Source organism: Dyadobacter sp. OTU695, from assembly GCF_038440355.1.
Classification (GTDB): domain Bacteria; phylum Bacteroidota; class Bacteroidia; order Cytophagales; family Spirosomataceae; genus Dyadobacter.
Genome location: NZ_JASATN010000004.1, coordinates 225,060 through 243,278, shown reverse-complemented (window position 1 = coordinate 243,278; position 18,219 = coordinate 225,060). Strand labels below are relative to the sequence as shown.

15 protein-coding genes are annotated in these 18,219 nt (G+C 49.7%); 3 read left to right on the top strand and 12 right to left on the bottom strand.

Features of this window, described 5'->3' with window-relative positions; genetic code table 11:
- Positions 1-40 precede the first annotated feature (40 nt).
- Both AAHB90_RS11130 and AAHB90_RS11125 read right to left on the bottom strand, forming a co-directional pair.
- Positions 41-742: an ATP-binding protein gene (locus AAHB90_RS11130; protein ID WP_342085112.1), complete on the bottom strand. Its 702-nt coding sequence runs from the start codon at positions 740-742 to the stop codon at positions 41-43.
- 196 nt (positions 743-938) lie between these two features.
- The gene (locus AAHB90_RS11125; protein WP_342085111.1) at positions 939-2,195 is read right to left on the bottom strand and encodes an ice-binding family protein; all 1,257 of its coding nucleotides are present in this window, start codon (positions 2,193-2,195) and stop codon (positions 939-941) included.
- Positions 2,196-2,764: 569 nt separating this feature from the next.
- Here AAHB90_RS11125 and AAHB90_RS11120 point away from each other — a divergent pair.
- Together AAHB90_RS11120 and AAHB90_RS11115 are read left to right on the top strand one after the other, a co-directional pair.
- Positions 2,765-5,008, top strand: coding sequence for a glycosyltransferase family 4 protein (locus AAHB90_RS11120; protein ID WP_342085110.1), 2,244 nt, complete (start codon positions 2,765-2,767; stop codon positions 5,006-5,008).
- Positions 5,005-6,015 carry a glycosyltransferase family 4 protein gene (locus AAHB90_RS11115; protein WP_342085109.1) on the top strand — a complete coding sequence of 337 codons (1,011 nt, stop codon included), beginning with the start codon at positions 5,005-5,007 and terminating at the stop codon, positions 6,013-6,015. The genes AAHB90_RS11120 and AAHB90_RS11115 overlap by 4 nt, the downstream gene beginning before the upstream one ends.
- Here the strand turns inward: AAHB90_RS11115 and AAHB90_RS11110 are convergent.
- The 3 genes from AAHB90_RS11110 to AAHB90_RS11100 all read right to left on the bottom strand — a co-directional run bounded on the left by AAHB90_RS11110 (position 6,012) and on the right by AAHB90_RS11100 (position 8,674).
- Entirely contained in the window at positions 6,012-7,484 is a 1,473-nt protein-coding gene (locus AAHB90_RS11110) for a glycoside hydrolase family 130 protein (RefSeq protein WP_342085108.1), read from the bottom strand. The genes AAHB90_RS11115 and AAHB90_RS11110 overlap by 4 nt on opposite strands.
- A 9-nt stretch (positions 7,485-7,493) precedes the next feature.
- Positions 7,494-8,414 carry a lysophospholipid acyltransferase family protein gene (locus AAHB90_RS11105; protein WP_342085106.1) on the bottom strand — a complete coding sequence of 307 codons (921 nt, stop codon included), beginning with the start codon at positions 8,412-8,414 and terminating at the stop codon, positions 7,494-7,496.
- A gap of 68 nt (positions 8,415-8,482) precedes the next feature.
- Positions 8,483-8,674: a cold-shock protein gene (locus AAHB90_RS11100; RefSeq protein ID WP_342085104.1), complete on the bottom strand. Its 192-nt coding sequence runs from the start codon at positions 8,672-8,674 to the stop codon at positions 8,483-8,485.
- Between the two features lie 136 nt (positions 8,675-8,810).
- On the opposite strand from AAHB90_RS11100, the gene AAHB90_RS11095 reads away from it, so the two are divergent.
- Positions 8,811-9,260 (top strand): alpha amylase C-terminal domain-containing protein, encoded by a 450-nt coding sequence (locus AAHB90_RS11095; RefSeq protein ID WP_342085103.1) that lies wholly within the window; start codon positions 8,811-8,813, stop codon positions 9,258-9,260.
- 228 nt (positions 9,261-9,488) lie between these two features.
- Here AAHB90_RS11095 and AAHB90_RS11090 read toward each other — a convergent pair whose 3' ends face one another.
- From AAHB90_RS11090 to AAHB90_RS11060, 7 genes are all read right to left on the bottom strand, one after another.
- Positions 9,489-9,644 (bottom strand): hypothetical protein, encoded by a 156-nt coding sequence (locus tag AAHB90_RS11090; protein WP_342085102.1) that lies wholly within the window; start codon positions 9,642-9,644, stop codon positions 9,489-9,491.
- A gap of 195 nt (positions 9,645-9,839) precedes the next feature.
- Positions 9,840-10,400, bottom strand: a complete 561-nt coding sequence (locus tag AAHB90_RS11085) for a helix-turn-helix domain-containing protein (protein ID WP_342085101.1) — start codon at positions 10,398-10,400, stop codon at positions 9,840-9,842.
- Between the two features lie 193 nt (positions 10,401-10,593).
- Positions 10,594-11,862, bottom strand: coding sequence for a polysaccharide pyruvyl transferase family protein (locus AAHB90_RS11080; RefSeq protein WP_342085100.1), 1,269 nt, complete (start codon positions 11,860-11,862; stop codon positions 10,594-10,596).
- Between the two features lie 106 nt (positions 11,863-11,968).
- Positions 11,969-12,418, bottom strand: a complete 450-nt coding sequence (locus tag AAHB90_RS11075) for a RagB/SusD family nutrient uptake outer membrane protein (protein ID WP_446717894.1) — start codon at positions 12,416-12,418, stop codon at positions 11,969-11,971.
- Between the two features lie 12 nt (positions 12,419-12,430).
- Positions 12,431-13,669 carry a RagB/SusD family nutrient uptake outer membrane protein gene (locus tag AAHB90_RS11070; RefSeq protein ID WP_342085098.1) on the bottom strand — a complete coding sequence of 413 codons (1,239 nt, stop codon included), beginning with the start codon at positions 13,667-13,669 and terminating at the stop codon, positions 12,431-12,433.
- Between the two features lie 12 nt (positions 13,670-13,681).
- The gene (locus AAHB90_RS11065; RefSeq protein ID WP_342085097.1) at positions 13,682-17,002 is read right to left on the bottom strand and encodes a TonB-dependent receptor; all 3,321 of its coding nucleotides are present in this window, start codon (positions 17,000-17,002) and stop codon (positions 13,682-13,684) included.
- Between the two features lie 93 nt (positions 17,003-17,095).
- The gene (locus AAHB90_RS11060) at positions 17,096-18,193 is read right to left on the bottom strand and encodes a FecR family protein (RefSeq protein ID WP_342085095.1); all 1,098 of its coding nucleotides are present in this window, start codon (positions 18,191-18,193) and stop codon (positions 17,096-17,098) included.
- Positions 18,194-18,219: the final 26 nt, after the last annotated feature.

The window sequence follows — 18,219 nt, the reverse complement described above, 5'->3', positions numbered from 1 at the left end:
ATCCAATACAATATAGCTGATTCCGCCGGGGATATAGTAATTACGCAGTCGATTTGTCGGGCTTTACCCCCTTGTTGAACGTCAGGGTGAAGCATGTGCCTGAGCCCGCCTGGGACTGTACGTCGATATCCACATTGCTGGATTTCAGGATTTTCAACGTTGAGAACAGGCCAATGCCTATTCCTCCCGGTTTATCTGAGAACCCTCTTTTAAATAGATTTTTCATGCCCGCATCATTGATCCCGCAACCATTGTCCTCAATGCGGATCAGGTGCGTGGCGTCAGTCGACCTGGTAACCAGCTTCAACTCCCCTTCCCTTGGATCCATGGCCTCAATGGCGTTGACAACGATGTTTGTCAGGGCGATTCTTATTTTTTGCGCGTTGATCGTCATCACGCAGTCTTCCGAATCATAATCCCGCGTCACCTTGACCTTCTTGAGGGCGATACGATCAGTAGTCAGCAAGATCACTTCATCCAATATGGTATGTAAGGAATGGTCGGCACCGGAGCCGTTGTTGAGTTTTTGATGACTAATCAGTTCCTTCAAGATCTTTCCGATCCGGTCCGAGCTTCTTTTAATAATTCCAAGGTAGACCCGAAGGTCATTATCCTGTATTTCCTCGGAGAGCATTTGTAACGACAAATCAATGTTTGTAAGCGGATTGCGAATTTCATGGACCAGCGTGAGAGCAAAGTCAGCGATTCCATCGCCATCGGTTAAAGAATCGGAATCATTCATAGCAGAGAGCTTGATATTAATATGCCAAAGTTCACACATCTACGGCGGAAGACTTTACATCCGTTATTATTACAGTTGCATATATCACAGGTGTCCGCTGGCATCTGTAATTGCCAACCTTTTTTGCTTCGCCGCAATAAGTTGGCAACTTCGATAGGTGTGCGTATAGTGTCGGATATTTAGCCTCATACAATCGCTATTGTTTGACCATTTTCATGAATACAATGTTGCCATTTTTGTCTGTAACGCGCACAAAATACAGGCCTGCCGGAACATGCTTTAAATTAATGCCTGCGGATTTTCCTGTTTGAAATTTAAATGATTGGTCGTGTAAGGTTCTTCCGTTATTGTCATACAGCTGAATCCGTTCGGTCTGGCTAAGATCGTCCGATGCCAATGTTATCCAATCCTTGGCCGGGTTAGGATACAAGCTCATCCGGGAATTTGCGGAAGCTTTAATACTCCGAATTTGGCTATATGAGAAGGTTTGGTCGCGATCAATCATTTTCAGGCGATAAAATTGAATCCCATTTCCATTCATTGCATCTGTATAAAAATAGGAAGTCGATACGCTGCTTTCTCCGCTTGCCGCAATAAATCCGCGTTGTGTCCATTCTTTTCCATTGTAGCTGTGCTCAATTTCGAAATGGTCGCTATTGCGCTCTTCTGCGGTAGTCCATTTCAATAACGCAGTCTGCCCTTCGCCTTTTTCAACTGTAAAACCAATCAGCGTGACCGGCAAAGAAGATTCCAGAGCTACAATTTCGTTATTGTGCAAACTGATCGCCCCGGCTGTCGTTAACGCCCTGCCTACCATTGCCGAACCCTCCATCAACTCTATCGCACCACCACCCAGCACCGTTCCGCGAAAAACAGAACCTGCGGCTAAATCGAACCTGCCGGTGATCTGCCAGTAAACATTGTTAAAAGCGGCTGAATTGATCAGTGTGACCAGGGACAATGCGTTGGCAGACAAAGCGCCTTGAATCTTGAAAATGAATACGGCATCGGGATCATCCTGTCCGTCCAAAATCAATGCGCCATTTAATGTAGAAGCTGCGCCCAGGCAGTAAATGCCCGGAGTCAGAACCTGGCCGTTACCTAATGTAGTTCCTAAAACGGAACATTGATCCAGCGCACTGACTGCGTCATACGCAATTCCCAGATCCACGGCCGCCTGAGCCGAAGCCGCGTCGGCAACATGCGTTTCTCCAACCACTATACCCGGTGGAAAACCATTAAATGCGCCTGCATTTGTACCAACATCTCCGACCAGGACACTTGTCCCATCATTGTTAAATGCACCTATGGTCGTAAATGCGGCAAAATCTGCCGCACTTCCTAATTGGGGTGCTTGTCCGAAGCTAAGCCCTGGTAATAACAACCAGGCAGCGAACATCAAGATTCTTTTAGTGATGCAAATCATAGAAATAGTTTTAAATGAAATAATCATCAAATGTGAACTATTTCTACGTTTTTACTTTATATAATTTATCAAAATAGTTACATAAATCACATTTGCAAACTTGTAACAATTACCGACGGAAACAGTTGGCACCAATTATAAACGGCAAAAAATTGGGGCAGTTGAAAACTGGTTTCAGGCAGGTTTACAACAAAATCAATGAGCCCCATTTAGAACTTGTTTGGTCAAGTTCTAAATGGGGCTCATTGATTAATTCAGAAGTTATTTAATTGCCGGCTAATTGTAAAACGGGCCACTCCGGCTCTGTCGCAGAAACACGCCCATCATTCATCTTTTGACCTGGTATCCCGCTTTTCTTTCTTGTCGGCCCGCTTTTCTTTCAGATTCTTCGTCGCCTTTTTCTTGTCGCCTTTCTGCACGGTTTTCTCTTTGGACATGGTTTTTCAGTTTTATTGTAATATAACCCTTTTTACCTGATTTCCAGCACATTTCCAGTATTAATCCCACCTCGGAAAACAGTTTCGCTGCATGTCAAATAATCCGGGGTAATGCCGGTTAATTAAGCTATCTTAGAAGATAATCAACAGACTACCGGAATGAAAATAGCATTCATAGGAACCTACCCGCCCAGGGAGTGCGGGATCGGAACATTTACCCAAAACCTTTACGATTCGATGGTCGGTATTGATTCATCGGGAAACATCAATCAGGGTTTCGTAATCGCCATCGACGACAATGGGCTACATTACGAATACCCGAAAGAAGTAAAGCTCTCCATCAGGCAGGAGGAACAGACCGATTATCTTGAAGCGGCAAACGTCATTAACCTGAGCGGCGCCGACGTATGCGTTCTGGAACATGAGTTCGGCATATTCGGAGGGCAAAATGGTATTTATATTCTTCCCCTGCTTTACCGCCTGAAAATCCCGCTGATCGTCACCTTGCACACCGTCCTGAAAACACCTTCCTACAATCAGAAGGCGGTTATGACGGAGATATGCAAAATAGCGCAGTCGGTTGTCGTCATGAGCCAGACGGCCGTCGACATGCTTTCGGAAGTGTACCACGTGCCAGCCGGAAAGATCGCACAGATAGCTCATGGCGTACCCGATATCCAGTTTGATCAGCTTTTGGCAAAAAAAGAGTTTAAACTGTCCTCCAAACAGGTTTTGCTCACATTCGGTTTTATCGGGAGGAACAAGGGGATCGAAACCGTATTGAAGGCCTTGCCGGCCGTAGTCGAGAAGTATCCCCAGCTTGTCTACATTGTGCTTGGCAAAACGCATCCCAACGTGATCAGGCACGCCGGTGAGGAATACCGGGTGTACCTTGCCGGACTTGTCAAGCAATTGGGGATTGAAAGGCACGTTGTGTTTCTCAACGAGTTCATCGGCCAGGCCGAGCTTTTCAAATACCTTTCCGCATCCGATATTTACATCACGCCCTATACCAGCGAAGCCCAGATCACCAGTGGCACGCTTTCCTACGCCATCGGGGCCGGAAATGCCGTTATCTCCACGCCCTACTGGCACGCCGCCGAATTGCTGGGCGGTGGGCGGGGAAGACTCTTCAACTTTTATGATTCATCGGCATTGACCGAAATACTGCTGGATTTACTCGATCATCCCGAGCAAATGCGGGAGCTCAGGAAAAACGCATTCGATTATGGCAGGGAAATCATCTGGCCGAGAATAGGCGAAAAATACCTGGAACTCGCCGGGCAAATAGCGGAAGCCGGGCTTGACATTGCCACTGGCGACGAGATGATCCTGGATCCGTTGACGCTCCCCCCCTTCCTGCTCGACCACGTGCAGCGGCTTACCGACGACACGGGCATTATCCAGCATGCCAAATACGGGATCCCCAACCTGAAAGAGGGATACTGCCTGGACGACAACGCGAGGGCGCTGCTGATGGTGTTAATGACGTACAAAAGGAACAAACACCCGCTCGCACTCAAACTGTCGCCGACCTATCTGAGTTATGTCAATTACATGCAAACCCAGAACGGCATGTTCCGGAATTTTCTGAGTTTCAACCGCAATTTTCTCGACGAGGTCGGTTCCGAAGATTCTTTCGGCCGCGCGATCTGGTCGCTGGGCTATTTGCTGGGCAATGCGCCCAACGACGCCTACTACCAGACAGGCCGTGAAATTTTCTTCGATGCCGTCCCGAATTTTACAAGTCTTAAATCCATCCGAAGCATCGCGAACACCATCGTGGGGCTATGCCATTATCTCAAAAGCAATCCGTCGGACGAGGGTATGATCAAAATCCTGAAAATCCTTACCGACAGGCTCATCAACGACTACGACATGCATAAAAGCGACGACTGGCGGTGGTTTGAATCGCTACTGGCCTATGATAATGCATTCCTGCCCCTGGCACTTTTACATGCTGCCGAATTTCTGCATGACGATCGGATCCTTGAAGTAGCATTGGAAAGCATGGATTTCCTCTCAGAAATTACGCTTCGCAATGGCTATCTGTCGGTAGTCGGTAACGAGAACTGGTACACCCGGGACCAGGAGCAATCCATGTTTGCCCAACAGCCACTGGATGCGCTGGCCATGGTGCTGATGTTCCACCAGGCTTTCCGGCTGACAAAAGACCAGGCCTATATCCAAAAGCTCTATACCTGCTTCATGTGGTTTTTAGGCGAAAACGACCTTCGCGTAAGCCTTTATGATTTTGAAACGAAAGGCTGTTGCGATGGGCTTGAAAGCTCGGGTGTCAACCGGAACCAGGGCGCGGAAAGCACATTGGCTTATTTAATTTCGCATTTGAGTGTCCTTGAAGCATTTGAGGAAATTATTAAGATGGAGGCTGAACCGGCATGAGAATCGCGATATTGTCCTCAATAGCCTGGCGAACGCCGCCAAGGCAATACGGCCCCTGGGAGCAGGTGGCATCTTATCTGACGGAAGGCCTGGTGGACAAAGGCATAGATGTGACCCTTTTTGCGACAACCGATTCTGTAACTGCGGCCCGGTTGGAAGGAACCTGTAAGACGCCTTATGCGGAAGACAGGGATATCGATCCGAAGGTTGCCGAATGCATGCATATCAGTCATTTAATGGAAAAAGCGGCACAATTCGATTTAATCCACAACCACTTCGATTTCCTGCCGCTAACTTATTCAAAGCTGATCGGCACGCCGATGCTGACAACCATCCACGGGTTTTCGTCTCCCAAAATCCTGGAAGTCTATCAAAAATACAATGCATCTACCCATTATGCATCCATCAGCAATGCCGATCGCAGCGATAAGCTGGATTACATTGCCACAGTATATAACGGTGTCGACGGACAAGACTTCCCCTTTGAAATGAACCCGCAGGATTACCTGCTCTTTTTCGGCCGTATTCATCCCGATAAAGGCACTTATGAAGCGATTCAGATCGCCCGCCAGGCGGGTAAAGTGCTGTTGATCGCAGGGCTGATCCAGGACGACGCCTATTTTGAACAGAAAATCCGGCCCAATATCGATGACCGATCGGTATTTTACATTGGTAATGTCGGGCCGGGAGAACGGCGAACTTTGCTGGGAAAGGCGTTGGCATTGCTTCACCCCATCCAGTTCGATGAACCTTTCGGGTTAAGCGTAGCAGAATCCATGTTTTGCGGCACACCAGTGATCGCCAACAACCGGGGCTCGATGTGCGAGTTGATTGTAGACGGGAAAACGGGTTTTCTTGTAAATACCATGGATGAAGCCGTGCAGGCGGTTGAAAAGATACCTGGGATCGACAGGCAGGAATGTCGCCAGTGGGGCAAGGCTATGTTTTCCAAAGAGAAAATGGTCGACAACTACCTGGCCGTTTATGACCAGATACTTAGCCGCTAACTGCCGGCGCCGGTGAGCTCGTCCAGTAGTTCGCTGAGGTTAACCACCGCGTAGGTAGAGGCATAATCGGAAGTGGCGTAAGGAATGATCAGGCTATGATTATGTATGAATGCCCCACAGGAATAAACCACGTTGGGCACATAGCCGTCCCGCTCCGTTCCACTGGGGATAAGCAGCGGACGATCGAGGCGTCCCAGCTCTATTTCGGGATTTTCCAGCTCAAAAAGAGACGCACCCAATACATATTCCCGCATTGGCCCGACGCCATGGGTCAGAACCAGCCAACCGGCCGCGGTCTCAATGGGTGAGCCGCAGTTGCCGATCTGGACAAACTCCCAGGGATATTTGGGAGCCTGGATCAAAACGGCACTGCGCCAAACGCTGATATTGTCCGAGTACGCGACGTAGTTGTTGACCCCGTCGATCCGGCAAAGCATGGCGTATTTCCCATTGATTTTGCGGGGAAAAAGGGCCATACCCTTGTTCTGCGCAATCTCTCCGTGAAGCGGCAACACTTTGAAATGATAAAAATCTTTGGTTTTCAGTAGCTTAGGCAGGATATTCGTGCCGTCGTAGGCCGTATAGGTAGCGTAGTAGGTTGGCTGCTCCTTCTCATCGGTGAAGCAGACAAACCTGGCGTCTTCAATGCCCCTCTTTTCTGTGTCGGCAATGGGAAATATGACCCGCTCGGAAATGTCCGTATCCAGGGAAAAATCCATTTCGTAATGCGAAGATGCCAGCCACATGATCTCTCGCAGAAAGAGTTCGGCAGCGGGATCCATTCCCGGCAACCTTCTCGTCTCGTCGACGTATCGTTTCAGTTCTTCGTAAGTAAATGTCTCGGTAAGCCTTGCTTCAATGGCCGGATAGGCCAGATTGTTGAAGTCCAGCATTTCACCTAGTTTCAACAAAAAAGATGCCTTTTTGTACACGTGGTTGCGTACATGCTCGGGAGAATCAAGCAGACGCCCCGGTGTATCGACTGTAATGTGGTCGTTCTCGTCGATCAGCGCCGACCGGAACACGATCGAGGATATATGTCCTTCCCCCGTAGCCCGAAAACTGAGGATAATCCGTGTTTCGCCGGGCTCTGTGCCGGATTGGTCCGGATCGGCAACGATGGACGGGTTAAAAAAAGCTGCGGCCTCAATGGAATATTCCATCGTGAAGTAAGCACCGATCAGCAGGCGCTGATTGGTTTCCAGGTCCTGAGGGTCAATATCCATCGTGCGAAGTAACCTGGTCAGCTTTTCAAAGTGGCGTTCGAACACCCTGAGAATGTTCCGGTGCCGTTTGGCGTACTTTCTCAGGATATTACTCAGCTGCTGAACCTGGTGGCTTTCGTCAAGAGCAAGAATAACCGAGATCAACTGCCTGCCCCTGTCGTCGCCGTTAAAAAGAAACCGGGCAATCACCCGGCTGGAATCAGGTTGAAAAATAACGTTCTTTCGGGTAAGCCGTGCTGCCATGACAGATGATTAAGATGCGTGAATAGTGGAAACTGTCCGAGCTTTCCACCGGTTGTGTGACCATAGCCAATAACTTGGAGCGAGGCTGATACTTTTTTCCAGAAAACGGTAGTATGCCTTTGTAATACTCATTGGAACGACCCGGTCGGTGTTTTCCATCGTTTTGAAGGTGAACTCGTAGCTGAACTGGGCATTTTTCCGGGATTCAACGTATACGATCGCCGCGTCGGAGGATGCAGCCATTCTTTCTCCGCCGGTTTGGACGGCAGTGTCCTGATCCAGAAACGGAATATGGAATTTATCATTGCCCGGAGCAGGGCGCTGATCCGCGATGACGATCAGCAGCTTTGGGGTCGCAGTTTGCCGCAACAACGACAATGCCTGGCGGTAAAAACCTTTTTTGGGAATCAGCTGCACGCCCATAAACGACCGCAACCTGATCATCAGCCGGTCCAAAGGACCACTCTTAATAGGTGAATAGGCCGTGTAGACCTTATAGTCGGTAACCTGCGGCAGATTGATCAGATACTCCCAGTTTCCGTAATGCGACGCAAATACGATGACCGGCCGGCCGGCCCTGTACAATCTTTCCAAAACTTCGGGATTGGTATAAGTGGCCAAACGTTTTCTAAGCATTGCCGGCGCCAGGTAAAACAAAAAAGGTTCAAGCAGCAAATCGCTCATATGGTGGTAATAAGCATGCATAAGCTTACCGATCTCGCGTGTTGATTTCATTGGGAAAGAGCTCGTCAGGTTCTTTCGGATAACTGCTTTCCGGTATTTCAACACAAAGCGGAGCGAGACGAAAACAAGAAACGAAAGGATCTTGGTCGACCATAGCAGGCATTTGCCCAAAAGTGATGTCAGCGCTCTGCCCGGCAGCTTGCCGACCGTTTGCCACCAGGTTCTTGTAAATGGATTGGATTTCATGGGAACGCCGTTGAAAACAAAAAATCCTCCCTTGTGAGGAGGATTTTTCTGCTTGCATGTATGGTTGATCAGATAATGTTCACATTAACTGCATTCAGGCCTTTTCGTCCTTCTTCAACTTCATAAGACACATTGTCATTTTCGCGAATATCATCGTTGAGACCTGACGTGTGTACAAAAACATCATCTCCGCCATTTTCCGGAGCAATAAAACCAAATCCTTTGGTCTCATTAAAAAACTTAACTGTTCCTTTATTCATAACATTATTTTAAAATATTCACCAAATGTAGAATAAAATTTTGACAATAAAAAGAAAAATAAAAATATTTAGAATATTATTTTATTTAGAAACAAATAAAGCTACCTTCATTAAAGCTGTAAATTCGCTGTAAACCATGATGCAAAACCTGCTCGATATTCATTTAACGCCTGACCTGTTCGGTGTCCGCGAGCATTGCCTGGAAAAGTTACGGCCATCACAAATGGAACGGCTGGACCTTCTCATTCAAAAGTACCCTACCCTCCTTTCGGGAGCATTTTTCCTGCGCTCAACTTCACGCAATGGCACCGATTTCAGTTTTCCTGATGGAAAAATTGCAGACCGCGAAGTAGTCGCTTGGTCGCGCATTTCGGATGGTCACGAAATTTTGTGCGCCATGAATCTCGCCCAGGAAAATTATGCGATTGTGTATGTTACTGTCGACGATGCGATACATCCGGTCGACGGTACGATGAAGTGCCTGTATGCCTCCGACCTGAGTCCGACCGAATTAAATATCGAGGTAAGAAATGGGAAGTCGATCCGGCTCACGATCCCTCCCCATGCTCTGGTGATCTATTGTTGATGACGCCTGTCGGGAATCCTTCAAGTCCGATCCCTCATCTAAGGCTCTTCGCCTCATTGTTCGATGAAATCTCCCTTTCAAAAAAGGCATATTCTTTTTCTGAGCCGTCCGCATCCCGGCAATAATAGATCCGGTCGTAATAACGGCGAATGATCAGCTTCTGAGCTGGATTGACTTTGGCATATACGAGTTGACCGTCAATATATTTGCTATCAAGACTTGGCTGTTTCATCCTGCCATGCCTCCCTGCAAACCTAATAGTCTTTTCCCTTTTTCCATAACCCTCCGAATTCTGTACCCCGCTTTTCCAGGATTAAAAGATATCCCCACGGCTACAAACAAGGAAGCCAGCACCCATCCAAACGTTAATTTTTCAGCTTTCATAGTTTATTTAATTTGACAAATGGCATTCAAGCCCGTTCCGGTCTTCATGTACCTCAATAGACCGGTTGCGAGACTTGTAACAAATATCACCACGTAGCTGGTCGCACATGTTACACAAGCAGCGCTAAAAGTTGCATTTTTCACTGATTATGGGCTGGTCGCCTGCGCGGAGATGGGACTTATCAGGCAGGACTTTCAAATATTTTCCAGATTGCGTTCGCGTTTGCGCCGGAGTTTTTTGTAAAACGACGGAGAAAGCCCGGTGACCTTCTTGAACTGATTAGACAGATGCGAGACGCTGCTGTAATGCAATTTGTAAGAAATCTCCGTCAGGTTGAGATCCTCATAAAGCAGCAATTCCTTCACCCGTTCGATTTTGTGATAAATGATAAACTGCTGGATGTTAATGCCTTTGACTTCCGAAAAGACGTTGGACAGGTACGTATAATCGTAATCCAGCTTTTCGGCGAGATAGTCCGAGTAATTCACTTTCGGCAGCTCATCCTGATAATGGATCATTTCGATGATCACATTCGTGATTTTCTCTATCAGTATACTCTTCTTATCATCCAGCAATTCCAGGCCCGATTTAAGAAGATTTATTTTAAGCGCCTCACGTTGTTCGGCGGTGATAGTCTTATGAATTTCGACGCTGCCCAAGTCCACAACCATATGGTGCAGGCCGAGTTTTTTCAGTTCCTCTTCCACCATCATTTTACACCTCAGGCTGACCATGTATTTAATATAGAGAATCATAATTTCGCAACGTGCTGTCTTTGACCAATTCCGGATCGCGCTCATCTCAGGATGACGTTAACGCTTCCTGATACCCTATCGGCTACCGAGGTCGCCATTCCCTGAGGTTAACTCCATAAGGTACCAAGAATTGGCTCAAAAAAAGCATATTATCAAAATTGGCGCTTTCGCGAGTCAGGGGAGCCTGTTCGTTTTATACCTTCTCCCCCATAATCCGGAATGTGGCGTCATAGCGCTCTCTTACTTTCCCCATGGCAGTCTGGACCTGTTTCAATGCACCGGCATAATGTGCATTAATCTCCATTAGGCGATCCGTGATCTGTTTAGCGGTAGTTTGCTCGATCTCAAAAGTCCAGTCGGACAGGCCCAGGTCATAATACATTTGTCCTTTGATCGTATCCTCTGGCTGGCGCAGGTAAAAACATGGTGTGCCGTTTGCAGCGGCTATGATCGGCGAATGACATTCGAAGCTAAGAACAGCCTGTGCCCTTTTGTAAAGCGATGCGGCTTCGTCGGGGAGCCAGTATCCGTGCTTGACGATATGAGCCTTGACATCCTCAGGCAACGGATTAATGAGCAGTTCGTCCATAATATCGACCTGGTAGGTCATTTCAGGGCAAACCACGATTTTCCCTTTTGTCTTCCGCACCCAGGTGATCATGGCTTCCCTGAGCTTGGCGTGGTCGGCTTCCTTCCATTTGTCGTTGAGCTCGTCCACTTCACGGATACGTTCGGCGCTCCATCCCGCATTGTTAGGCCTGATCTTGTAATAGGGCGTCCTTCTTAATCTGGGCACGACGCAGATAAATTTACGGTCGATCAGTTTGTTTTCACTAATAAAACGGGCTGCGGCCTGGTCGTCGTGAATATCCATGGCGAACGTCGCGTCAGGGGCGAAGGCAATGTGCTTTCCTTCCAGGCCTGCCGCTTTCAGCTTACTGATCGAAGCGGTTTCGCGGGTGAAGATGAAAGACGCATTTTCGATGATCCGTTTGAGGTCGGGGGTAATATCCTGAATGGTAACCCCGAAAATCCCAAACGGTTTGCTGGTCTGCTTTTGCCAGGCATCCAGGTAATCGGCGGCTACGACTGACGGCCCCGAACCGTGCAGGAAGAAATCGGCTTCCGTGAATGCCTTTTTCACTTCGTCCGACTGCGGCACACCCTCCTTGCTGACCTGCCCGTGAATGATTTGCAGGTCGGGATAATGCTTTTTGAGCATTCCTTCCGCAAAATCGCTTTTACTTTTCTTCCAGAGGATAAGCCTGGCTTGCGGCAACCGCTTTTTCAGCAGGGCGATCAGCCCGGGTGTATGGGCGATATCACCGATATTCACGTCCTGCCACCCCGAGACGAACAGAATGACAGGATCAGCCTTGGCCCCGGCCATTGTTCCAAACATACAAACTCCCGCCACTGCGGCAGCATTCTTTATAAAATCTCTCCTGTTTTTCAAGTACATAGCTGACAATCGTTTAAAACCTTAATGTAAAAATTAACTTATATAAGACTGCATTGATGCCGTCCGTTCCCTCCGGCGCTTGTCAATATTCAGGCATAAGGCAATCTCACGGATAACCGGGATTTTGCTCGAATTTTGCGCCGGTATTGGCATCAATTACCTTTTGCGGAATGGGCCAGTACCGGTTGAAGTCCTGAATGGTCGTGCCGGAAGAAGGGCCTTTCGGAACGGAGGGAACCGAATTGTACCTCCGCACCCGGTCCACGAGCCGGCCCATGCGGATAAGCGTACGAAGGCGCGGCTCCTCCACAATCAGCTCGCGGGAACGTTCGTCGAGGATAAAATCTTCGGTAACATCCGCAGCGGTAATAAATTTGGCTTTCGCGCGCCCCCGGACGACATTCAGATCCGCGGCAGCCATCGCCTTATCGCCTTTCCTGAAATAAGCCTCGGCCCGTAAGAGGTACGTTTCCGCGACACGCATCCGGCTGAAATCCTTCACCGAATTTCCGCTCAGGTTATTGTTGCCCATCGGCATTCCTTCAATTTTGCGTATGTAGGGATAATACTACCGCAAAGTGTCCAACACGATCTTGGTGGCAACCCCATCCGAACGGGTTGTGTAGAGCTGACCATCCGGTCCCCTTTTTGTGAGAATGGGTTTGCCAAAATACGCCTTGTCTGCCGGATTATTATAGTAATAGGTTCTGCGGATGTTATGGACCGAATTACGCATATCGTTCGGGTCGAGCTTCCAGATCTCGTACTTGATATAATTGGTGGGAGAATTGACGCCGATACCCCGCCCGAGGCTGTCGGAAGGCAGGTTGGCGCTACCGTTGGGCGATTGGATCTTGTCATATTCAGGCCCCCAGTAACGGATACTGATATTCGCCAGCGACGGGGTCGAATAACCGCCGGGCGTAAAATTCTCAAACTGCCATGCCCACATTACCTCTTTGTTACCCGAGGATTTGTTGATCTGCCCGTCGGCGAAAATGTCAGAGAACACATCCCCCGGACGTGCGCTTGCCTTACCGAAACGCTGCGTCATCAGCTGATAGTCGCCGGCTTCCTTACTGATCACTTTCGTAGCCGCAGCAATGGATTTATCGTAATACGAATCGTCCTTCTTTTCCATACCCAGGGAAATATAGACCTCGCTCAGCAAGTGAAACGCAGCCGCCCGCGGGATTCTACCGTCCGGCACTTCCATATCCAGCAGCTCCGAAGCCGCTTCCAGGTCCTGCGCAGCAAATTCCAGCACCTCCACCCGCGAGCTGCGCACGAAATCGAATTTCGGTTCGACGATCCGCTCCTTCACAATGGGGACGCCGCCGTACACGTTTGCGAGAAAATTGTAGGTATATGCCCTGAAAAACAATGCCTGCCCTTTAATATTGGCCCTTGCCGCATCCCCAATTTTCAGCTCGGGATCGTCGATATTGTCCAGAATCAGGTTGGCCCTTACGATCATTTGTTTAAATGCCCAATCCCAATAAATGGCTGTCGCTTCCAGGTTCGAGCTCAACAGGCTGTAATCCTTGTTGCCGCGGGAGTCGTTTCGGCCCCACTGGCTTTGATCTGTACCAACCGTCATGTATTCGAAATTATTGGAAGCAATGCTATGTTCCTGCCGGGCACCCTCGTAGAGCGACACGACGGCCGCATCGTAGCCGGCTTCGTTGACTAGCAGGTTTTCCGGGCTGAAACGATCCAGCGGCACTTCGTCAAGGTACGACTCCTCGCAAGCGGTCGTTAGCACCAACGCACATAATGTGAGTAAACAGGTAAGATATCTTTTCATGATTTATCAGATTTAGAAAGAAATGTTGAGCCCGGCAATGAACGTTTTCAGTAAAGGGCCGTTTTCGCGCGGACTTCTCCCGCCTTCACCGAATTCCGGGTCCCAGCCTTTCCATTTCGTCCAGGTCGCCAGGTTCTTGGCACTCACATACACTTGTAGCGAACCGATCTTTATGGCCTTCAATACTTTGTCAGGAATATTATAAGACAGCGAAACGTCCTGCAAACGGGCGAAACTGCGGTTTTCATAGAAACCATATCCCAGCGGATTGCGGTAATTGATCCTCGGGCTGGTGTTGATAGGGTTCGCCGGAGTCCAGTAAGGTACATCCAGAAAATTGGCCTGGTCATAGAAATTTTGCCCGGGATTCATCATATCCATCCTGCTGTAACCTCCCTGCCGAATGTTGAAAGTGGTGGACAGACTCAGTCCCCGATAGCTCCATGTATTGGTAAGACCTATGTTGAATTTAGGTTGAGCATTGCTGATCACCGACCGGTCCTGCGGGGTAATCTTGCCGTCGGGCACACCATCCGGACCGCTGATATCCTTGAAACGGATGTCACCCGGCTTAGCTCCCGGAATGAGGCTCAGATCGTCGCCTTCCTGGAAAATGCCGTCGAAAGTATAGTCGTAATTGCTTTGCAGCGGATGGCCGATGAACCAGTTGCTGGCAATGTCGTCGTCCTCCCGTCCGTCGTTGTTCAGGTCGCGACCTGTCAGTTTCATGATTTTGTTTCTGTTAAAAGAAAAAGCAATGCCGGTATTCCAGGCAAATCCGCCGCGCTGAATGTTGGTCGTTTTCAAATCAATTTCCAGCCCGTGGTTTCGCGTCTGGCCCACATTTCTGAGAAACTCCTCAAATCCGTTGGTATTGGGAATGGCCTGCTTCAAAAGCAGATTGTAGGTGCGGGTCCAGTAATAGTTAACAGAAGCGCTGATCCTGCTGTTGAACGCCTGCACATCGACACCAATATTGGTACTTTCGGAAGTTTCCCAACCAAGAGCCGGATTCGCCAGGCTGCTTGGGCTTAGCCCCACCGAGGTACTGCCGCCATCGCCGAACACGTAATTCTTTTGTTCCACCTGGCTTAGCGAAGAATACTCATCGACGCCCCGATTACCGTTCCGGCCCCAGGAAGCCCTCACTTTCAAAAAGTTAACATCCTTCAAATTCCGCATAAACGATTCCTCGGTAACATTCCAGCTCAATGCGACCGCAGGAAATACCCCGAACTTGTTCCCAGCGCCAAAGGCAGAAAAGCCATCCCTGCGTACGCTCACAGTCGCGAGGTATTTGCCCGCAATGGAATATCCCAACCGCGCCATGCCGGAAAGCTGACGGTTTTTTAAGGCTCCCGCATCGATATTGAAGCTCTCCCCTATTTCCAATGCATTGTAACCTAATGCATCGTTGAAGATGTTCTGGCTGGAAAGGAAAGAATACTGTTTTTTCTGCTCATATGCCCCGTAGAGCAATGTAACGTCCAGGCTCTGCCGGGGAGTGATCTGCTGTTTGTAGCTGACGATGTTTTCGACGGTAATATTCTGCGTTTCATCGTGTCGCTTGGACCCTGATCCGAGCCGATTCAATGGTTCATAGGATGGGCTGTAAATGAACGTTTTGGAATCGGTACGGGTGTAGGCCACATTCAGTTTATAGGAAAGGCCTTTCCAAATCCGCACATCGGCGAAACCGTTGGCAAACAATGCATTGGCAATCGATTTGCGATCGTTCAAAAGTGTACCCGTCAACGGGTTGGCAACCAGGCCAACGTCCTGCGGTAATGGTCGCGGCGATCTTCCGTCCGCCAGGTAAAGACTGGCAAAAGGGCTCAGGTAGGTAGCATTCAGCAGGTCCGCGCGCACGCCTGAATCGTCACGGGAGGAAAACCCCGAATTGACGCCGAGTTTAAGCCAGTCGGTCGCATCCACAGAAAGATTGAGCCTGCTTGAAATGCGGCTGAAATTGTCGCCCCTTACCGGTGATTTTGCTTTCAGATAACCGCCGGAAAAGAAATAAGCCGTTCTTTCCGTCTTGCCAGACACACTCAGTTCGTAGTTAGACATCGGTGCCGACTGTTTTATTTCTTCGAAGGGCTTGATCGTCCTTCCCGCCGCGATATTTTCAAGTTCGACCGATTGGAAAGGAACTGCTCCCCCATCCGCGATTTCGGCGTCCTTCCGCGCGGCCAGATACCGTTCTGCATTCAGGAATTTGGGTAAAAAGGCATAATCCGAAGCGCCGGCATAGGTATTGAAGGAAAACACAGGCTTACCCGATTTGCCGCGTCTGGTGGTGATTTCGATTACCCCGTTGGCTGCCAGCGAGCCATAAATGGCTGTTGAACTGGCGTCTTTCAGCACATCGATCGATTCGATGTCGCTCGGATTGATATCGGCCAGGCTTCCGCCGGCATAGATAATGCCATCCAGCACGATCAATGGCGAATTGCTTGCCGAAATAGAGTTGGTACCGCGGATTTTGATCGTGCCCACCTGACCGGGACGGCCATTGTCGGTGACCTGCACACCGGCTGTCGTGCCCCGCAGCATTTGGGATGCATTGGTATTGGGTTGAAGCCGCGTCTGCTCGACGTTCACGCTCGCGATGGCGCCCGTGAGATCGCGCTTTTTCATGGTACCGTACCCGACTACCACCACTTCCTCCAATGCCTTCGTATCGGGTTTCAACACTACTTCCACCTGCGTCCGCGAGCCGACCTCCACTTCCTGCGGCAGGTAGCCTACGAATGAAAACACGAGAAATGTCGCTTCGTCCGGTATTTGCAGGCCAAACTTACCCTCCACGTCGGTCACCGTTCCTGATTGCGTTCCTTTCACCACCACGCTCACGCCGGGCAATCCGGCGCCCGCTTCGTCGGTCACCGTTCCCCCGATCCACCGTTCCTGCATGCGTGCCGGCCCGGGAATCGGGCTAACCGCGGGTGTTACCGCCCCTGTTCTCTGCTCAGGTTCCGCCCGCGACAGGATAATCTGCCGTCCGGCCACTACGTACCGGACATGAACAGGTTTCAGGATCAGGTCCAGTACTTCGCCCAGCGTACGGTTTGCAGCAGATAGCGTGACCCGCTGCTGAACGGGTACAACCTGCGGACTGTATGAGAACTTGATGTCGGCCTGCTTTTCGATTAAATGTAGCACCGATTTGAGACTTTTTTCCTGAACGGTTATGGATATACTCCTATTGAGCAACTCCTGCCCCGAGGCGTTGCGCGCCCAGGAAAGGTGAATAAGTCCAAGCACCAGCAACATGGGGCCGATGGTCGTTCTCATGCATTTGAATGCATAACATGCGGCGAGTTTTTTCATAGTGATCTGCTGATTCGGGTTAGTAATGGGCAATAGGTTAGTTTTCTCACGGCCTCGGCCGGAGGTTTCCTAACTCGATTTCTTTGCCATGGTTTACCGGCACTCACCTCCGTGAATGACTACCTGGCCGTCGAGCTTCTGGTAATCCGCATTGACAGTGGTACAAATGACCCGGAGTTTTTCTTCAAAAGTTTCGGTTTTAAGCGAAGCGCTGAGCTCGCAATTCTTCAACTGCTCTTTGCTAAACAGAATAGAGATTCCGTAAGCTCTTTCCAAATCCTCTATCACGCTGCTAACCGGTACTCCATCGTACTCGAACGAAGGTGCCTGCCCGTCCGCACCGATCACTTGTGGTTCGGCAACGATCGATTTGCTGAACTCCTCGGATTGGCGTGAAAACACGGCCTGCTGATTGGGCAGAAGCAACAGCCCGCTGCCCGACTGCTCTTTGGCTTTTCCCGGCAACGGGCCATCTTTGGATACCGACACCTGCCCGGAAGACACATTCACCAGCACTTTTGCTTCCGCATCAAAGGCACGAACGGTAAACTGCGTACCCAACACCCTGGTAACTACCTCATTGGCATACACCAGAAAAGGCCTGCGAACATCCCTGGTGACTTTGAAAACAGCTTCGCCCGACAGGTAAACTTCCCTCAACGCGGCCTCAAACGAGGGTTTGAAGGTAATCCTGCTGCCCGGTGCCAGCTGCACCACGGAACTATCGGGAAGCACGATCGTTTGCTGAAACGGGCTGTGATTGACACGTTCGGTGTATTCGCTGCGCAGGTCGGCCACACGACTGGCGTAATAGCTTTCGGATGCGCTTTTACCCAACCACCAATATACAAACAGCCCACTTGCCAGTAACACCACAGCAGCGGCCAGCCATCGGAAACGGTACACAGCGCGAACCTGGACCGAACGCTGCCGGTTAGTTTGTCTGATCCTCGTAAGGAGCGCATCAATGGCTTCCTCCGAAATCACCTGCTGCGCATACCGCGCAAGTCCCAGCCGGATCGAATCCAGAAGGTATACCGCATTGTTCCATTCGGCCAGGTTCGGCGGGTTGCTTGCCAGCCACTCGTCCCACAGCAGGGCCGTCTCCGGAGTCGGCTCCAACTGGTGGCTTACGAAATCGTCTGATAGCAGAAAGTCGGCAGCCGAGTAGTTGTCAAATGAATGGTCCAAGGTATAATGCGATGTTCTGGTTCATG